Origin of the sequence: Faecalimonas sp. LCP19S3_D12 (genome assembly GCF_052121495.1) — a bacterium.
Lineage (GTDB): Bacteria > Bacillota > Clostridia > Lachnospirales > Lachnospiraceae > Faecalimonas.
Map to the genome: position 1 here is coordinate 39,446 of NZ_JBQKED010000007.1, position 17,921 is coordinate 57,366.

Here is a 17,921-nt window from a genome sequence, read left to right on the forward strand (position 1 = left end):
AAAAAAGAAACGAGAGGAGCAAAAATATGAAAAAGAAACGAAAATCCTTACGTGTAGCAAGTGCAGCGTTAGTTTGTGCGATGACAGCAACCTCTGTTCTTCCGGCAGCTGCTGCAAAGAAGAATGAGGAAACAACACCAGCGGCACCTGCGGAGCAAAATGATTGTTCCAAAGACCCGAATGCCTATGCAATCTATCCACTTCCACAGAAAGTGACGTATCCGGAACAAAAACAGGAGTTTACATTAGATAAGGAAAAAGTGACAATTGTAACAGAAAAGGGTGTCGATGAACATACAAAAAAATATGTGAAAGAGGTTTTGAAAGAGTATGGAATCACACCTTCGGAATCTCAGAATGTACAATCTGGAGATACGAATATTATCCTTGGTGTGGAAAAGACAGACGGTGCAGCTGATACATATATGAAAGAAAAGTCTGTTTCTCAGAATGACAAAGAGTTGTTTAAGAAGTCGGATGCTTACATTTTAGATGCTGATGCAAAAACAAAAACAATTGTAATCGAGGGAAAAGATACAGATGCTACTTTCCACGGTGTTTCTACTTTGCAGATGATGTTTTCTTCGTTCTCGGGGAAGAAGTTCTTAGATGCACATATTGAAGATTATGCGACAGTTGCGACTAGAGGCTATATCGAAGGATTTTACGGTGCATGGGATTTTAAAGAGCGCGCTGATCTGATGGAGTTTGCAAAAGACTATAAGATGAACAGTTATGTCTATGCAGCAAAGGGGGATGAATACCATACGAGTAAGTGGGCTGAGAAATACCCAGAAGACACATTAGATGAGTTAAAGAAGTTGGTGGAAAAAGGAAAGGAGACGAAGGTCGAATTTGCCTGGTCTATTCATTTAGGCTCTTTCTTTAAAACGTTTACAAGTACATCAGATCCTAATTTTGAAACTCAGTACAAAAAACTGACGGATAAGTTAGATCAGTTAATTGGAATTGGTGTGAAGCGAATTGACGTGTTGAATGATGACTTCGGTGGTGGTTCTCATGCAACAGTTGTGGAAGTGTTGAATAAAATTAATAAATATTTGAAAGAAAAAGGCTGTAAGCCTTTGACTTACTGTCCACAAGGCTATAATCAGGCGTGGTCTGGAAAAGGTGAAGAACTTGAGGCGATGAAAAAGTTAGATGAAGATATTAATATCTATTGGACTGGAGCTGATGTAAATGCGCCAATCACGCAGGAGACGGTAAACTTTTTGAAAGAAAAGACAAATCATGCCCCGGATTTTTGGTTGAATTATCCGGTTAATGAGCACGCAGGATCAGGAATCTTTCTTGGTGATATCACACATTATGCAAATAATGGAGTAACAGGGCTTGCAGGTTTCCATTCTAACCCGAGTAGATATGCCTATGCAAATGAGGTTGGCTTATATCAGTTGGCGGCTCTAGTTTGGAATAATGCGAATTATACGGAGAATGCACAGAAAATTTGGGAGAGTGCATTTAATTATTTGCAGCCAGAAGTAAGAGATGCTTATTTCAAAATTGCAAGTAATGTTGCGAACTGTCCGGGGTCTGGCAGAATACCGAATGGATTCCCAGAATCAGAATATTTGAAAGAAAAACTTGATACGGTGAAGGCATTAGTAGATTCAGAAGAAACTATCAAGGACAATGAAACAGTAAAACAAGTGGCACAAGAATTTAAAGATATTGTTGCTGCAGTAAAGGAGTTTAAAGAAAAATGTACCAACAAAGACTTGGTAAAAGAACTAGAACCATGGCTGAACTCGCTTAATGATTTGACACAGGCAGGACAAAAGGCAATTGAAAGTCTAATCGCACTAGAAGACAATAATCCTTCTTTGGCATGGGAAAAATTAAGTGGTGCGAGCAAAGGTTACGAGGCATCTTATACGTATAAGAACGAATCTAACAGTATTGCCAAGTCGGGGTCTAAAAGAATTGCGCCATTTGTAGAAAAGTTAATCACTGCATCGAAAAATAAGCTTGCGCCAATTTTAGATCCAAGTGGTGAAATGTTGAAACCTACTTTATATGCAAGAATTGGCGGAGCAGAACAAACATTAGATGCAAATGGAAAGAAAATGTATGATGGAAATTCTGAGACAGCTGTAACTTGGAATATGAATCAGCAAAGTGGAGATTATTTCGGACTTGATCTTGGCGGTGTAATCAATGTGAAAGATATTTCCATTCTTCAAGGAAATAATGGTGAAGATCATGATATTTTCCATAAGGCGCGTTTGGAATATTCAGAAGATGGAAAGAATTGGAAAACACTTGTTGATAATTCCAATGGTGAAGCTGACGGGCATTCCATTAGTGTGGATAATCTAAATATAAAGGCAAGATATGTGAGGTATTATCTTGTAGAGACTGGACTTGGTTCTAAGCCTAATTATTGGACTCATGTAAGAGAGTTTACAGTCAATAAAAAGGAAGTGGCGAAAGATAGGGTTTATACAAATGTGGAGTCACTGAAAGCTACTCCGTTAACTTTGGATGGTTCAGAAATAAGTGTCAGAGATTTGAATACAGTGTCATTGAACAAAGGACAGTATGTAGGAATCAAATTGAAACAGCCGGTGATTGCCACTGCTTTTTCAAAAGAGCTTACCCAAGAGACAGGACTTGCTTTGGAATATTCATACAATGCATTAGATTGGACAGATGTTTCAAAAGCAAATGGAGATGTAGGTGTAAAATATTTGCGTTTGGTTAATAAAACAGATGCAGCAGTTCAGACAGACATCAAAAAAATAGGAATGACTGTACGAAGATTGCATGCAGAACCAACATTTCTTGCAACAAATACAGAAGGCTTGGCAGAAGGAAGCTATGATAATATTTTTGACGGTGATTTATCTACATATGCCTTGACAAGGGGAAAGCAAGTAAAAGATACTTTTGTCACATTTGATCTTGGGAATATGATGGAGATCCACGATGTGACTGCTGTGACGACAGACGGAGATCAAAGATTTTATAATGCGAAAATCCAAATTTCGGAAGATAATACAACGTGGACAGATGTAGCAACAGTTGTGAATGATGATTCCGTATTTGAAGTGCCATATCGTTATGTAAGGGGAAATGGAAAAGGTGCAAGTGCAAGATATATGCGAATTTATTTTACAGGAGCAAATAACAATGAATTGAAATTACATGAAATTCAGATTAATGATAAGGTAGAGACTGGTGAGCAGGCAGATACAATCATTGGAAGTATTGAAGGGAATCTCAATGCAATTGTGGATAAAGATATATCATCTTTAGTTACAGCAAAAGTAAAGGCAAAGGATTATGTTGAATACAGACTGTCGGAAAATACGAATATAACTCAGATTTCTGTTTTGCAGGGGGCAGCTGGATCTGGCAAATTATATGCGGTAACACAGAATGGAAAGAAACTTCTCGGTACATTAGATAAGAGTGTTACTGTGATGGATGTCAAAGAAAAAGAACCGATAAAATCCATTCGCATCGAGTGGGAAAAGGAAGAGGAAGTTTCACTACATGAAATTAATGTTGTATTTGGGGAAAATACATCAGATGACATAGGAACATATGTAGATCCGATAGTTGTTGAACCGGGTGAAAAACCATACAAAAATATTGCATCAGTTGCTAAAGTAGAAGAATCAGGTCATTCGGATGGAGACAAAAACAATGTAAATGATAATGATTTAAATACAAAGTGGGATAGCAATAGTATTAAGAATGGACAGGGACAACAAGCGCAGGATATCGGGGATGCATGGATTTATCTCGATTTTGGTTCAGAAAAGCAGTATGAGATGAATAAAATTGTAGTCTCTTACCATAACAAAATTTATCCGACCTCATGGATTGTACAGACATCTGAGGATGGGGAACACTGGGAAGATATTACAAAGACTATGACAAAAAATAATGATGGTCCGGTCAACCCAGTGGAAACGATTGATTTTGAAACACCATTCACCGCAAGATATGTGAGATTGTATTTTAATACGCTCAATACAGCGGCAACAGGAAATGGTGTTGGTGTAAAAGAAATTGAGATTTACGGACGTGAAATAAAAGCTGTAGATAAAATTACTCTCAACGAGGTAATCAAAGAAGCTGAGGGAAAAGTAGAGTCAAAAGACTACACAAAAGCTTCAAAAGAAAGCTTGAAAGCAGTTATTGCAGAGGCGAAGAAGGTTGCAGAGAATGAAAATGCGACACAGGATCAAGTGACGCAGGCAACCGTAAAATTGCAGGAGGCATTAAAATCACTTCAATTGAAAATTACGGAACAGCAGAATATTGGTCTGAAAAAAACAGTGACAGTATCGGGAACAAGCAATGGTGAGCCAGAGTCCATTAATGATGGAGACGAAACTACAAAATGGGATAGTGATCTCATTAAAGGAGAGGAAGCCACAAGTGAGGAAGCGTGGTTTGCGATTGATCTTGGTGAGCAGACCAATTTGATTGATGGACTGAAAGTTTCGTATTTTAATAAAGTATATCCGATAAATTATGAAGTACAAGTATCAAATGACAACAAGACTTGGACGACGGTAAAAACCTTAACAAGAGAACACGATGGTGAGGCGCATCCAAAAGACGATATTCAGTTTGAGACGCCGGTTTCTGCCCGCTATGTGAAAATGCTTTTCAAAGAGATGAATAGTGCAGCGGCAGGTCATGGCATTGGAATCAATGATGCACAAGTTATCGGAAGATATGTACATGAAAATGCGAGCGTTCAAAGTGTATCTGGAAACATGGATATTTTCGTTCAGAAAGACAGTGCATTTGATAATGCGAAGCTTCCGACTGTAAATGGAGTTTGGGTTACAGTCGAAGAGATGAAAGATCCTATGAAGGTACTTGTTCCAGTAACCTGGAAAGCTGGAAATGTAGATATGGGCACAGAAGATACACATACTGTTGACGGAATGTTGAGTCTGAATGATATTGTAAATACTGAGAACAAAAAAGCAAGTGTGAATGTCGTTGTTCAAGGTGAAAAAACAGAAGAGATTGATTACAAAGCCTTAGAAGAGCAGTTTGCGATTGCAAAAACAAAAGAACAGGAACAGGACAAATATACAGAAGAGTCTTATGATGCATTTAAAATAGCATATGAAAATGCGCAAAATATAAAAGAAAATGCAATTACACAAAAAGTTGTGGACAGAGGTACAAAGACTTTGAAAAATGCGATTGCAGGTCTGAAAGAAAAATCAAACGAACCTGAAACACCAGAAGTGGATAAAAAGGAATTACAGGCGAAAGTAGATGAGTACGATAGATTAGATCCAAATGCATATACGGCAGACAGCTGGGAGATATTTGAACAGGTATTGGCAGATGCAAAAGCAGTGTTAGCAGATGACAAAGCGACACAAGAGACAGTAAATGCAATGCTTCAAAGCTTAGTGGAAGCATACGGAAAGCTGGAAAAAGCGGAGTCAAAAGTAGACAAAACGAAATTGCAGGCGAAAGTGGATGAGTACAGCAAACTAGATTCAAATACATACACAACAGATAGTTGGGAGGCATTTGTGAAAGTATTAGATAAGGCAAAAGCAGTATTGGCAGATGGAAACGTAACACAGGATACTGTGAATGCAATGCTTCAGGATTTAGTGCAAGCGCGTGAAAATCTGAAAGAAGCAGAGACTCCGAACCCTCAACCAGAAGTTGATAAATCTAAATTGCAGGAAAAAGTAGATGCCTACAGTAAATTAGAGGAAAAAGCCTATACACCGGACAGCTGGAAAATGTTTGCAAAAGCATTGGTAGATGCGAAAGCGGTATTGGCAGATGAAAATGCGACACAAAGCAGTGTTGACAAAGCATTAGAAGTGTTGAATGCAGCATATGGTGCATTGAAGGAAACAACAACTCAGACTGAGCTGGATAAGAACAAGCCAGACAGCAAGAAACCGGCAAAAACAGGAGATCCGACAAGCGTATTGGGCATCTTCTCATCTATGATTTTAGCGGGCGGCTATATCTTGGGACGCAGAAAAAAAGATGATAATTAAGAATGAGAGAACCCCTTCATATCGGTAGTGGTATGAAGGGGTTTTCCTTGCGGAAACCGGAGAAATTGAGTATACTAAAAAGAAGAAAATGCGACTCTGGGAAAGGGGAGAAGATTGAAAATGAAAGTGATTGATTTTCAAGATGCAAATTGCAGGCATTGCTATAAATGTGTCCGAAATTGCAGTGTAAAAGCAATTTCAGTTCGAAATGAACAGGCGCATATTATTCGGGAAGCCTGTATTCACTGTGGGCATTGTCTGGAGGTCTGCCCGCAGAATGCGAAAACATTCGCAAGTGATATGGAGCGTGTCAAAGGGTATCTGAGACAGGGGATGAAAACCGTGATTTCTATTGCTCCATCTTATCTTGGAGTGTTGGAGTATAAAAATCCGGGACAGGTTGTGGATGCACTGTTAAAACTTGGTTTTTTTGAAGTGCGCGAGACGGCAGAGGGAGCGGCGCTTGTCACACGTGAATATCAGAAACTTCTGGAAGAAGGAGTAATGAAAAATCTGATTACAACCTGTTGCCCAAGTGTGAATGATCTGATCGAAAAATACTATCCAAGTCTGACAAGATATATGACTCCGATAGTATCGCCGATGATCGCGCATGGGCGGCTGATCAAAAAGATCTATGGTGAGGATGTGAAGGTTGTTTTTTTAGGGCCTTGCATTGCAAAAAAAGAAGAGGCAGTTGGAGATGACAGGGTATTTGGGGCTGTGGACGCAATTCTGACATTCGAGGAGCTTGGCGGATGGCTGAAAGCAGAAGGAATCGCAATATCGGAATGCGAAGAGAAACTGTTTGGAAATCCGGATCCGAGGATCAACCGCATTTATCCGGTTGGAGGAGGAATTGTAAAGTCCGTGATGGAACAAAAAGAGATGAAGGATACATATCACAAACTTTACGTGGACGGTCTGGATGCCTGTATGGAACTATTTAAAAGTATGGAGAAGGAAGAACTCAGCCACTGCTTTATCGAGGCAAATGTATGTGACGGCGGCTGCATTAAAGGACCGGCATCGGATCAGTGGCAGAATTCTTTTGTGAAAGCGAAGGTGCAGATTGAAGCACAGGTGGAACATGCACCCGCTTCTGAGGATATTCCATATGATTGCATATCAATGCAAAAAACATTTTTGGATCGCAGTCAGCACGAACAAGTTCCGACAGAGGAGGAATTGACAGAATTACTGCAGGCAATCGGAAAGTATAAAAAAGAGGATGAATTGAACTGTGGTGCATGCGGGTATTCGACCTGTCGGGCGAAAGCGACAGCGGTATTTCAGAAGAAGGCAGAACTTGGGATGTGTCTTCCGTATGCGATTGCACAGGCAGAATCGATGTCGAATATTGTGCTGGATGTGACACCGAATCTGATTTTCATCATAGATGATGAGATGCGGATTCGAGAGTGCAACCGAATGGCGCAGCAGCATTTGGGAGTCAGCAGGGAAGAAGCGCTGGAGCGATACATATTCGAGTTTATCGAGACGGAAGATATCGAGATGGTGCTTGAAACGAAACAGTCTATTATGAGTAAAAAAGTAGATTTACCGCAGATTCACTTGAAGGCGGAAGAAAAAATTGTGTATATTCCGAATCTTACATCAGTGCTTGTCATTTATCAGGATATCACGAAAGAGGAGAAGGCGAAGGAAAAGCGGTACCGTTTAAAGATGGAGACAATCGATGCTGCACAGAAGGTTATTGATAAGCAGATGATGGTGGCGCAGGAAATTGCGGGACTTTTAGGAGAGACAACGGCGGAGACAAAGGTTACGCTTACGAAATTACGGGATTCAATCCTGATGGATGAGGAGGAGTAGCATGGGTGTTAGTGTGGATGTTGCGTGGAAAAGTCTGAACAAATATCAGGAAGAACTCTGCGGAGATAAGGTGGAGGTGCTGAAGACGGATAAGGCAGATGTTTTGATTCTGGCTGATGGGATGGGAAGCGGTGTGAAAGCGAACATACTTGCAACACTCACTTCAAAAATCCTAAAGACAATGTTTCGGGATGGAGCTTCCATTGAGCTTGCGGTGGAGACGATCGCAAAGACCCTGCCGATCTGCAAAGTGCGAGAGGTGGCGTATGCAACGTTTAGCATTCTTCAGATTGCTCACAATGGAGAAGCGTATCTCGTCGAATTTGACAATCCAAGCTGCATTTTTATCCGGGATAAAAAGATTGTGGATTATCCGTACAAAGAACGTATAATCGAAGGGAAAACAATACGTGAATATCGTTTTCAGGTAAAGCTCAATGATTGCTTTGTTTTGATGAGCGATGGTGTGACCTACGCCGGAGAAGGAGAGCTTATGAATTTGAGCTGGACGTGGAACGAGATGGCAGAATATACGCTGAAATGCACAAAAGATACACTTTCTGCTTCGAGATTGACCGCTCTTTTGAGTGATCTGTGCAATGAATTGTATGCCCACCGTCCGGGGGATGACACGACGATTGCAGTCATGCGTGTGACCAATCGAAAAATCGTGAACATTTTTACCGGTCCGCCAAAAAGCAAAGATGATGATGAGCGTATGGTGCGGGAATTTATGTCAGAAGAGGGATCAAAGGTTGTGTCAGGAGGGACGAGTGCGAATATTATGGCGCGAGTTTTGCAGAAAAACATTGTCACATCGGTGAATTATCAAGATTCATCAGTGCCGCCGACTGCTGCGATTGAAGGTTTGGATTTGGTGACAGAGGGAGTTCTGACACTTGGAAAAGCATTAAAACTGCTCAAGAAATATGAGAGAGATGATTTTGACGTGGAATTTTTTGATGAGTTGGATGCGGATAATGGAGCATCCAGACTTGCAAGGCTGTTAATCGAAGAATGTACGGACATTCATTTATTTGTGGGGACGGCAACGAATGAAGCACACCAAAATTCCAATCTTCCATTTGACTTAAGTATCCGAATGAATCTGGTAGAACAGCTTCAGGAGGTGGCAAGGAAGATGGGAAAACAGGTGTGCGTAAAATACTACTAGTTGGAGGAAATATGTTAATACTTGTAATTATGATGCTTGGAGTTATCATCGGTATGAAACTGAATTTGAAGAAAACATTGAAGGTAAATGGAGTGCTTCAGATTGTTTTAACCGGGATTTTGATTTTTATTATGGGCGTCTCGCTTGGAAGCAGAGAAAACTTTTTTAATGAACTGGCAGAACTTGGCTGGAAGAGTGTGCTCTATATGTTGTCTGCGGTGGCAGGATCTATTTTGATCGTCTATGGACTTACGAAAGTATTTATGAAGAGTAAGGAGGATGCGGAAATATGATGGTTGTGATCGCAGTGTGCTGTCTGGCAGCGGGAGTGTTTCTGGGAAATGGAATTCTTCCGGAGGATATAATTGATTTTCTGACCGGACACTCAGAGCATGTGTTGTATGTGCTGATGTTTTCTGTCGGGATCAGCGTTGGAGCGAACAAAGGTGTATTCCAGAAATTAAGAGAGCATCATGTGAAAATTTTATTGATTCCAATAGGAGTTATTTTGGGAAGCATTTTTGGAGGTGTTGTGTGCAGTCTGTTTTTAGGGGAAAGCTTAAGGGACAGTCTGATGATTGTGTCGGGGCTTGGCTGGTACAGCCTTTCTGGAGTTCTGGTGACGGAGCTAGCAGGTGCAAAAATTGGTACGATTGCGTTTCTGTGTAATCTTTTGCGGGAAATCTTCTCGTTTATGATCATACCGGTTGTAGTAAAATATTTTAACGGATATGCGGCGATTGCTCCCGCTGCAGCTACGAGTGAGGATACGACACTTCCGATGCTGATGAAATATACATCAGGAGAAGTGGTGATGATGGCAGTTTTGAATGGAATTATCTGTTCGGCAGCGGTTCCGGTATTGATAAAACTGTTTAACGGAATTTTATGATTAGTATATTGTGCAAGAAAAAAAGACGGGAATCCCGTCTTTTTAACGTTCATATACAATATAGCGGTATTTTTGCAGCAACTCAGTTGCCTTATGGGAAGAAGATTCATCGTAAAATTCAATACGCAGAACACCTTCTTCAAATTCACGGTTATGTATAATGCCAATATTTTTGATACTGATATTGTTTGAGGCAAGTATGGTCGCAATTGTTGCGATTCCCCCTGCTTCGTCGATGATATCGCAGTAGATCGCAAACACTTTTTTGATCGGTCCGGAGGAACCTTCCGGAATGGAATTACGGTAATTTTTAGATGTCTCAAATAAATCATATAATTTTTGCTCGGAGCTTTCTGCGACAGAATCTCTTGCATTTTTCAACATGTCAATGTAAGCGTCCAAAATTTTGACAATATTGTCTCCGTTTTTCAGACAGATATGCTGCCACATTGTCGGAGAAGAAGAGGCAATTCTCGTGATATCCTTAAATCCTCCTGCAGCAAGCTGTTTCATCAACTCATCTTTTGTATCCGTATCCTTTACAAAGTTGACTAAGGTGGATGCAATAATATGTGGCAGATGGCTGATTGTTCCAGTGATCAGATCGTGCTCTTTGTAATCCAAGATGACCGGAAGTGCTTTTAACGATTCTACAAAAGTGCTGTATGCAGTCACTTTATCTTGCGATACGGTCGAAGATGGAGTCAGGATGAAGTACGCATTTTCAATCAGCATCGGTTTGGAATTTAAAAAACCGGACTTCTCGGAACCAGCCATTGGATGTCCTCCGATAAAATTTTCTTCCATATCAAGAGAGATGATCTCCTCGTGAATCGAAGTCTTTACACTGCCTACGTCAGTGAGAATACAGTCTTTGGTAACATAGTGTTTGATCTGCTTTAAATACGCAGTGTTATATGAGACCGGTGCACATAGGAAAATATAGTGACAGTTGGAAAAGTTGTTATCGATGGAAGTGCAGGCTACGTTGATTATAGATTCTTGCGTGGCGAGCGCGAGCGTCTCTCTACTTTTGTCAAAGGCGATAATCTCGGAATCAGGGTAATACTGACGGATTGCACGGGCGATGGAACCGCCAATCAATCCAAGCCCGATAAAACCGATTTTGTAAGGTTTGTTCATAATATTTGCTATCCTTTCTTTATTTTCACTTATCAATTATTGTACACTAAAGTAAAAGACAAATAAATTGTATAAATTTAATAAAAGAGTTGTAATTTTGAGTGAATTTTAGTACAATATACACATGAGAAACTACAAAAATAAGGAGGCAGCAAAATATGAAAGTTTACAGAACAGACGAAATTAGAAATGTGGTACTTTTAGGACACGGAGGCAGCGGAAAAACTAGTTTAGTCGAAGCAATGGCTTATGTATCAGGAGCAACCAATCGAATGGGCAAGATAACCGACCATAACACGATTAGTGATTTTGATAAAGAAGAACAAAAACGAGAGTTTTCGATTAGTACAAGTCTGATCCCGATTGAGTGGGAAAAAGCAAAGATCAATATTTTGGATACACCGGGATATTTTGATTTTGTTGGAGAAGTAGAAGAAGCGGTAAGTGCAGCGGATGCAGCCGTAATTGTTGTTTCGGGAAAAGCAGGAGTAGAAGTAGGAACGGAAAAAGCCTGGGAGTTATGTGACAAATATAATCTTCCGAGAATGGTGTATGTGACAGAGATGGATGTGGATGATGCAAGTTTCCGACAGGTTGTGGAAGATCTGACGGCAAGATACGGCAAGAAGATCGCCCCGCATTTTCAACCGATTCGTGAGAATGAAAAGCTTGTGGGGTATATCAACGTCATCAAGAATGCGGGAAGAAGATATACCGGAATCGGGCAGAGAGAGGAATGTGAGATTCCGGAATATTGCTTGCCGAACTTACAGCTTTTAAGAGATTCACTGATGGAGGCGGTTGCCGAGACGAGCGAAGACTTTATGGAAAGATATTTTGCAGGAGAAGAATTTTCAATCGAAGAGATTCGTTCTGCAATGCGTACCGAAGTAATGGACGGCGATATCGTACCTGTTGCGATGGGATCAAATATAGAGGCGCAGGGAGTGGCAAATCTGTTGTCTGACATTGTGCGTTTCTTCCCTAGTCCGGATAAGAGAACTTGTGTGGGCATCAACCGCAAGACAAATGATATTTTTGAAGCAAATTATGATTTTTCAAAAGGAAAGACAGCGTATGTGTTTAAGACAATGGTAGATCCGTTTATTGGAAAATATTCATTTGTAAAAGTATGCTCAGGTGTCTTAAAAGGTGAGGATATACTGTTTGACACAGAGAATGACACGGAACAGAAACTCGGAAAATTATATACGATGCAGGGAAATAAACCGGTGGAAGTCTCAGAATTACACGCAGGTGATATCGGTGCAATCGCAAAACTGTCCGGCGTAAAGACAGGTGATACACTTTCTACGAAGAATACTCCGGTTCTGTATGGAAAGACGGAATATTCCGTTCCATATACATATATGAAATATGTGGTGAAGACGAAAGGGGACGAAGATAAGGTATCTCAGGCGCTGGCAAAGATGATGGCAGAAGATGTGACGTTGAGGGCGGTAAATGACAGTGAGAATCGTCAGTCGTTATTGTATGGTATGGGAGATCAACATTTAGAGATTGTTGTGAGCAAACTAGCAAGCCGTTACAAAGTAGATGTGGATTTGGAGACACCGAAAGTTGCTTTCAGAGAGACTATCCGAAAGAATTCAGATGTAGATACAAAATATAAAAAACAATCCGGAGGGCATGGACAATACGGTCATGTAAAGATGAAATTTGAACCTTCCGGAGATTTAGAGACACCATATGTATTTGAACAGATTGTAGTTGGCGGAGCAGTTCCAAAGAATTACTTCCCGGCAGTAGAAAAAGGTTTGCAGGAATCTGTACTGAAAGGACCTTTAGCAGGATATCCGGTTGTAGGTGTGAAGGCAGTTTTATATGACGGCTCTTATCACCCGGTGGATTCTTCTGAGATGGCATTTAAGACAGCGACAATGCAGGCGTTCAAAAAAGGATTTATGGAAGCAAGTCCTGTGTTATTGGAGCCAATCGCAAAGATTAAAGTGACAGTGCCGGATGAATATACCGGAGATGTTATGGGAGATCTGAACAAACGTCGTGGACGTGTACTTGGAATGACACCGATTGCAGGTGGTGCACAGATCATTGAGGCAGACATTCCAATGACCGGGGTATTTGGATATTGCACCGTACTCCGTTCTATGACAGGTGGAAGAGGTTCTTATGAATATGAATTTGTTCGTTATGAACAGGCACCTTCTGATGTGCAGGAAAAAGAGATTGCAAAGCGTGCAGCTGAGGAATAAATAAGGCAGGTAAGGGCATTACTTTTGAGAGGTGCCCTTACCTTTTTGTCTGTGTGACACAACCTTTGGAGAATGTATTGTACTTTTGAGGTAAAGGTGCTATAATTGCCATGCTGTCTGGAATTTATAGGGGAATCCAGAAAGAATGAAAATAAAAAGTTGAGGGAAAATCGATGAAGATTGTAATCATTGGAGATGGGAAAGTAGGGTATAAACTTGCAAAGCAGCTCTCTGAGGATAATTATGATGTAGTGCTAATTGATAATAATGCAGGAAAATTAAAGGCGGCAACTAACAAGCTGGATATTATTTGTATTACTGGGGATGGAGTGAGTGCAGAAGTGCAAAGAGAAGCAGATGTGCCACACGCAGATCTGGTCATTGCATGTGCATCTACAGATGAACTCAATATGTTGAGTTGTCTGATTGCAAGAAGACTAGGGGCAAGGCATACGATTGCCAGAGTTCGCAACCCGATTTACTATCAACAGATAGATATTTTGAAAGAAGATTTGAGGCTGAGTATGGCGGTGAATCCCGAACTGGCAGTTGCGAATGAGATTTCAAGAGTTTTGATTTTTCCGGTGGCGAGTAAGATTGAGACATTTGTGAAAGGAAGAGTGGAACTGGTTGAATTTATGCTGCGTTCAGGGAATCCGATCATTGGTCACAGTCTGGCGGAGATTTATAGAAAATATCAGATTAAGATACTCGTCTGTGCAGTACAAAGAGGAAAGAAAGTTTATATTCCAGACGGAGAATTTGTTCCGCAGGAAGGGGATAAACTTCATATTGCAGCATCTCATCGGGAGATTGAATTGTTCTTTAAATCTTTGGGAGATTGCAAGAATAAGATTCGAAGAGTTTTGATCTGCGGAGGTGGACGAGTGGGATTTTACCTTGCAAAACAACTACTGTCTTTGGGAATGCAAGTTAAGATTATTGAGCAAGACTTAAAAAAGTGCGAAACTTTGTGTGAGTCTCTGCCTAAGGCTACCATTATTCATGGGGATGCGGCGGATCATGATCTTTTGATCGAAGAAGGAATTCATGAGACAGACGCACTTATTGCACTTGCCGGTATGGATGAGGAGAATATTATTATGGCATTGTTTGCAAAGATGCAGGGTGTGAATAAGATTATCGCAAAGGTAAACGAAGACACAAGAGCACAGATGGTCGAAGGACTTGGGATTGACAGTATTGTGTCTGCAAAAAGTGCAACAGCAGATGTCATTTTAAGCTATGTGCGTGCGAGGCAAAATTCTCTGTGCAGTGCGAATGTGGAGACGATGTACCGTCTCGTTGATGGGCAGGTAGAGGCGTTGGAATTTATCATCAGAAAAGAGAATAATTATACGAATGTACCGCTTAAAAATATTACGATTAAGCCAAATAACCTGATTGCCTGCATTGGGAGAAAGCGTCAGATTATTATCCCGAATGGTGAAGACGTCCTTCAGGTAGGCGATAGTGTCGTAGTTGTAACTTTGGAAAGAAAGATTCAAGATATCACAGATATCCTGAGCTAGAGGAAGATGCAATTATGAACTATAGAATGACAAGTTTTGTATTAGGGAGAATGTTAGGGGTAGAGGCTCTTGTAATGCTCATCCCGGCAATCGTTTCCGCAATATATGCAGAAGTGACGATGCGCTCATTTTTGATCACAAGCGCAGTCTTAGTAGTGTTGTTTTTGGTCTTCGGACGTAAAAAGCCCGAGAATACGATGATTTATGCAAAAGAAGGTTTTGTGATTGTTGCATTGGCGTGGATTTTATGGTCTGTATTCGGAGCTCTTCCGTTTTATATTTCCGGAACGATACCGAAATATATCGATGCACTGTTTGAAACTGTGTCCGGTTTTACAACAACAGGTTCTACTATTTTGACGGATATTGCATCTTTGCCGATGGGCATGAATTTTTGGAGATGTCTGACACATTGGATTGGTGGAATGGGAGTGCTTGTCTTTGTGCTGGTATTGACATCTTTAGATGACAAGAATACGATGCACTTGATGCGTGCAGAGGTTCCGGGACCGGAAGCGGATAAACTGGTTCCCAAGGTGAGAGGAACAGCAAAAATTTTATATGGAATGTACCTTGCACTGACTTTGATAGAAGTTGGATTTTTGCTTGCGGGGGGAATGAATCTGTATGATAGTGTCATCCATGCATTCAGCACTGCAGGAACCGGAGGGTTTAACAACCGGAATAACAGTGTTGCGTTTTATGACAGCGCATATATAGATGGTGTGATCACAGTATTTATGATTCTGTTTGGAATCAACTTCAATATGTATTTTTTGTTGCTGTTAAAGAACGTAAAGGCTGTATTTAAAAATGAAGAAGTCCGAGCCTATCTGGGAATCATCGCAGCTACGACGATTATCATTACGTTCAACATTATGTACATTTATGAGACACCGCTGAAATCATTCCGCTATGCGGCATTTCAGGTGGCTTCCGTTATCACAACAACCGGATTTGCGACCGCAGATTATAACCTTTGGCCGGAGCTGTCGAAGTGTTTACTGCTCATGGTCATGATTGTCGGGGCGTGCGCAGGTTCGACCGGTGGTGGTATGAAAGTATCGAGAATTTTAATTTTGTTAAAAAGTATCAAGCAGGAAGTGAAAAAGACACTGCATCCGAAGTCAGTCAGTGTTGTAAAGGTCAATGGAAAAAGAGTGAGTGGTGAGACGATGCATGCGGTATATGTGTATTTTATGGCATACATTTTTATTGTGATAGCATCTGTTCTTGTTGTATCCATCAATAATTTTGATTTTGCAACAACATTTACCGGGGTGCTCACAACGTTGAACAATGTGGGACCGGGAATTGCAGCGGTTGGTCCGGTTGAAAATTTTGCGAAATTTTCTGTGTTATCAAAAATTGTATTCTGTTTTGATATGCTGGTCGGAAGATTGGAAATTTTCCCGTTTTTAATGTTGTTTTCATCGAACTTGTGGAGAAGAAAATTTTAAGGGAGAGAAGATTATGAAAAAATCAAGTAAGAAACTTATTGGAATACTGATTGTCATTTTGTTGGCATGTATTTATTATTACGTAACCATTCCGGCAATCAATATCCATTCATCAGAATTTTGGATTTTTATCATTCTACTGATTGTGGCGCTTCTGGTGTATTATATATGGAAAAGGCGTCTTGGAAAAGATGAGATTAAGCAGTCCAAGGTTGTGAAGGGAATTTTGTTTGTTCTGTTAGGCGTTGTGTTGATTTATGGAGTGGGAACATTATTGTCCTCCCCAATTGTCAATGCAAAGAAATATCAAAAGCTTTTAACTGTGAAAGACGGAGAATTCACAAAAGATATTGAAGAGTTATCGTTTGATCAGATTCCGCTTTTGGACAAAGACTCTGCTACGATTCTCGGAAACCGTAAGATGGGAAGCATGGTAGATATGGTATCTCAGTTTGAAGTGGACGATATTTACACCCAGATCAACTACCGGGATAAGCCGGTGAGAGTATCGCCGCTTCGTTATGCGAACCCAATCAAATGGCTGACGAATCAGTCGGATGGGATTCCGGCATATATCCGAATTGATATGGCGACGCAGACAACAGAACTTGTAAAATTAGAGAAAGGGATGAAGTATTCCACATCTGAGTATTTCAACAGAAATATTTACAGACATTTGCGTTTTAAATATCCAACCTATATTTTTAATGATTTAAGTTTTGAAATTGACGATGACGGGGTTCCATACTGGGTGTGTCCGGTGAAGAAATTCAACATTGGTTTGTTTGGTGGTGAGACAATCGGACGGGTTGTTCTCTGCAATGCGATTACCGGTGAGACAGTGGACTATGCGATTGATGAAGTACCGGAATGGATTGACCGTGCATATTCGGCAGATCTGTTAGTTCAGTTATATGATTACTATGGCTCTTTGAAACACGGATTTTTCAATAGTGTGCTTGGACAGAAAGATTGTCTGAAGACGACAGAAGGATACAATTATCTTGCAATTGATGATGATGTGTGGGTGTATACAGGTGTTACATCCGTAAGCGGTGATCAGTCAAATGTAGGGTTTGTATTGATGAATCAGCGTACGATGGAGACAAAATATTACGCTATTGAAGGGGCAACAGAGAGTTCAGCGATGAATTCTGCTCAGGGAGAGGTGCAGGATCTTGGCTATAAGGCTGCATTTCCGCTGCTTTTGAATATTTCCGGCGAACCGACATATTTCATTGCGCTGAAGGACGAGGCAGGACTTGTCAAGAAATATGCGATGGTGAATGTCCATAAATATCAGGTTGTTGCAATCGGAGATACGGTAAATGAATGTGAAGAAAGGTATCAAGAGCTGCTCTTAAAAGAAGGAATCCAAGTGGAAGAGGAAGATACGCGGGAAACCCAGACACTGACAGGTAAGATTACAAAGATTGCGCAAGGTGTCGTGGATGGAAATTCACACTATTACATTATGATAGAAGGCTCCGAGGACATCTTTGATGTATCTGTAGTGGACTATATCGACATCATCAAGTACGATGTAGGTCAGGAGATTACGGTAGAGTACAAAGTGGGAGAAAAGATGAACACTGTAACCGATTTAAAATAAATGAAAAGCAAA

At 40.6% G+C, this 17,921-nt stretch carries 10 protein-coding genes; 9 read left to right on the plus strand and 1 reads right to left on the minus strand.

Going from position 1 to position 17,921, the window contains the following annotated elements:
• Positions 1–26: 26 nt before the first annotated feature.
• The 5 genes from ACTQXY_RS03410 (at position 27) to ACTQXY_RS03430 (ending at position 9,928) form a co-directional block, all read left to right on the plus strand.
• Positions 27–6,026 carry a beta-N-acetylglucosaminidase domain-containing protein gene (locus ACTQXY_RS03410; RefSeq protein ID WP_441658267.1) on the plus strand — a complete coding sequence of 2,000 codons (6,000 nt, stop codon included), beginning with the start codon at positions 27–29 and terminating at the stop codon, positions 6,024–6,026.
• Between the two features lie 120 nt (positions 6,027–6,146).
• Complete coding sequence (locus tag ACTQXY_RS03415; protein WP_441658268.1) at positions 6,147–7,862, plus strand: [Fe-Fe] hydrogenase large subunit C-terminal domain-containing protein; 1,716 nt, start codon at positions 6,147–6,149, stop codon at positions 7,860–7,862.
• A gap of 1 nt (position 7,863) precedes the next feature.
• The gene (locus ACTQXY_RS03420; RefSeq protein ID WP_441658269.1) at positions 7,864–9,036 is read left to right on the plus strand and encodes a SpoIIE family protein phosphatase; all 1,173 of its coding nucleotides are present in this window, start codon (positions 7,864–7,866) and stop codon (positions 9,034–9,036) included.
• Positions 9,037–9,047: 11 nt separating this feature from the next.
• Positions 9,048–9,329 carry a LysO family transporter gene (locus ACTQXY_RS03425; RefSeq protein WP_441658270.1) on the plus strand — a complete coding sequence of 94 codons (282 nt, stop codon included), beginning with the start codon at positions 9,048–9,050 and terminating at the stop codon, positions 9,327–9,329.
• Entirely contained in the window at positions 9,326–9,928 is a 603-nt protein-coding gene (locus tag ACTQXY_RS03430; RefSeq protein ID WP_441658271.1) for a LysO family transporter, read from the plus strand. Before ACTQXY_RS03425 ends, ACTQXY_RS03430 begins: the two co-directional genes overlap by 4 nt.
• Before the next feature lie 42 nt (positions 9,929–9,970).
• On the opposite strand, the gene ACTQXY_RS03435 is transcribed toward ACTQXY_RS03430, so the two are convergent.
• Positions 9,971–11,071, minus strand: a complete 1,101-nt coding sequence (locus tag ACTQXY_RS03435) for a prephenate dehydrogenase/arogenate dehydrogenase family protein (protein WP_441658272.1) — start codon at positions 11,069–11,071, stop codon at positions 9,971–9,973.
• Between the two features lie 158 nt (positions 11,072–11,229).
• On the opposite strand from ACTQXY_RS03435, the gene ACTQXY_RS03440 reads away from it, so the two are divergent.
• The 4 genes from ACTQXY_RS03440 to ACTQXY_RS03455 all read left to right on the plus strand — a co-directional run bounded on the left by ACTQXY_RS03440 (position 11,230) and on the right by ACTQXY_RS03455 (position 17,909).
• Positions 11,230–13,305, plus strand: a complete 2,076-nt coding sequence (locus tag ACTQXY_RS03440; RefSeq protein WP_441658273.1) for an elongation factor G — start codon at positions 11,230–11,232, stop codon at positions 13,303–13,305.
• A 173-nt stretch (positions 13,306–13,478) separates the two neighbouring features.
• Positions 13,479–14,837: a Trk system potassium transporter TrkA gene (gene trkA, locus ACTQXY_RS03445; RefSeq protein ID WP_441658274.1), complete on the plus strand. Its 1,359-nt coding sequence runs from the start codon at positions 13,479–13,481 to the stop codon at positions 14,835–14,837.
• Between the two features lie 14 nt (positions 14,838–14,851).
• Positions 14,852–16,297 (plus strand): potassium transporter TrkG, encoded by a 1,446-nt coding sequence (locus tag ACTQXY_RS03450; RefSeq protein ID WP_441658275.1) that lies wholly within the window; start codon positions 14,852–14,854, stop codon positions 16,295–16,297.
• A 13-nt stretch (positions 16,298–16,310) separates the two neighbouring features.
• Positions 16,311–17,909, plus strand: a complete 1,599-nt coding sequence (locus ACTQXY_RS03455) for a CvpA family protein (protein WP_441658276.1) — start codon at positions 16,311–16,313, stop codon at positions 17,907–17,909.
• Positions 17,910–17,921: the final 12 nt, after the last annotated feature.

Coding starts and splice junctions, on each gene's coding strand:
- ACTQXY_RS03410 (WP_441658267.1), top strand. CDS start 27: ATGAAAAAGAAACGAAAATCCTTACGTGTAGCAAGTGCAGCGTTAGTT.
- ACTQXY_RS03415 (WP_441658268.1), top strand. CDS start 6,147: ATGAAAGTGATTGATTTTCAAGATGCAAATTGCAGGCATTGCTATAAA.
- ACTQXY_RS03420 (WP_441658269.1), top strand. CDS start 7,864: ATGGGTGTTAGTGTGGATGTTGCGTGGAAAAGTCTGAACAAATATCAG.
- ACTQXY_RS03425 (WP_441658270.1), top strand. CDS start 9,048: ATGTTAATACTTGTAATTATGATGCTTGGAGTTATCATCGGTATGAAA.
- ACTQXY_RS03430 (WP_441658271.1), top strand. CDS start 9,326: ATGATGGTTGTGATCGCAGTGTGCTGTCTGGCAGCGGGAGTGTTTCTG.
- ACTQXY_RS03435 (WP_441658272.1), bottom strand. CDS start 11,071: ATGAACAAACCTTACAAAATCGGTTTTATCGGGCTTGGATTGATTGGC.
- ACTQXY_RS03440 (WP_441658273.1), top strand. CDS start 11,230: ATGAAAGTTTACAGAACAGACGAAATTAGAAATGTGGTACTTTTAGGA.
- trkA (WP_441658274.1), top strand. CDS start 13,479: ATGAAGATTGTAATCATTGGAGATGGGAAAGTAGGGTATAAACTTGCA.
- ACTQXY_RS03450 (WP_441658275.1), top strand. CDS start 14,852: ATGAACTATAGAATGACAAGTTTTGTATTAGGGAGAATGTTAGGGGTA.
- ACTQXY_RS03455 (WP_441658276.1), top strand. CDS start 16,311: ATGAAAAAATCAAGTAAGAAACTTATTGGAATACTGATTGTCATTTTG.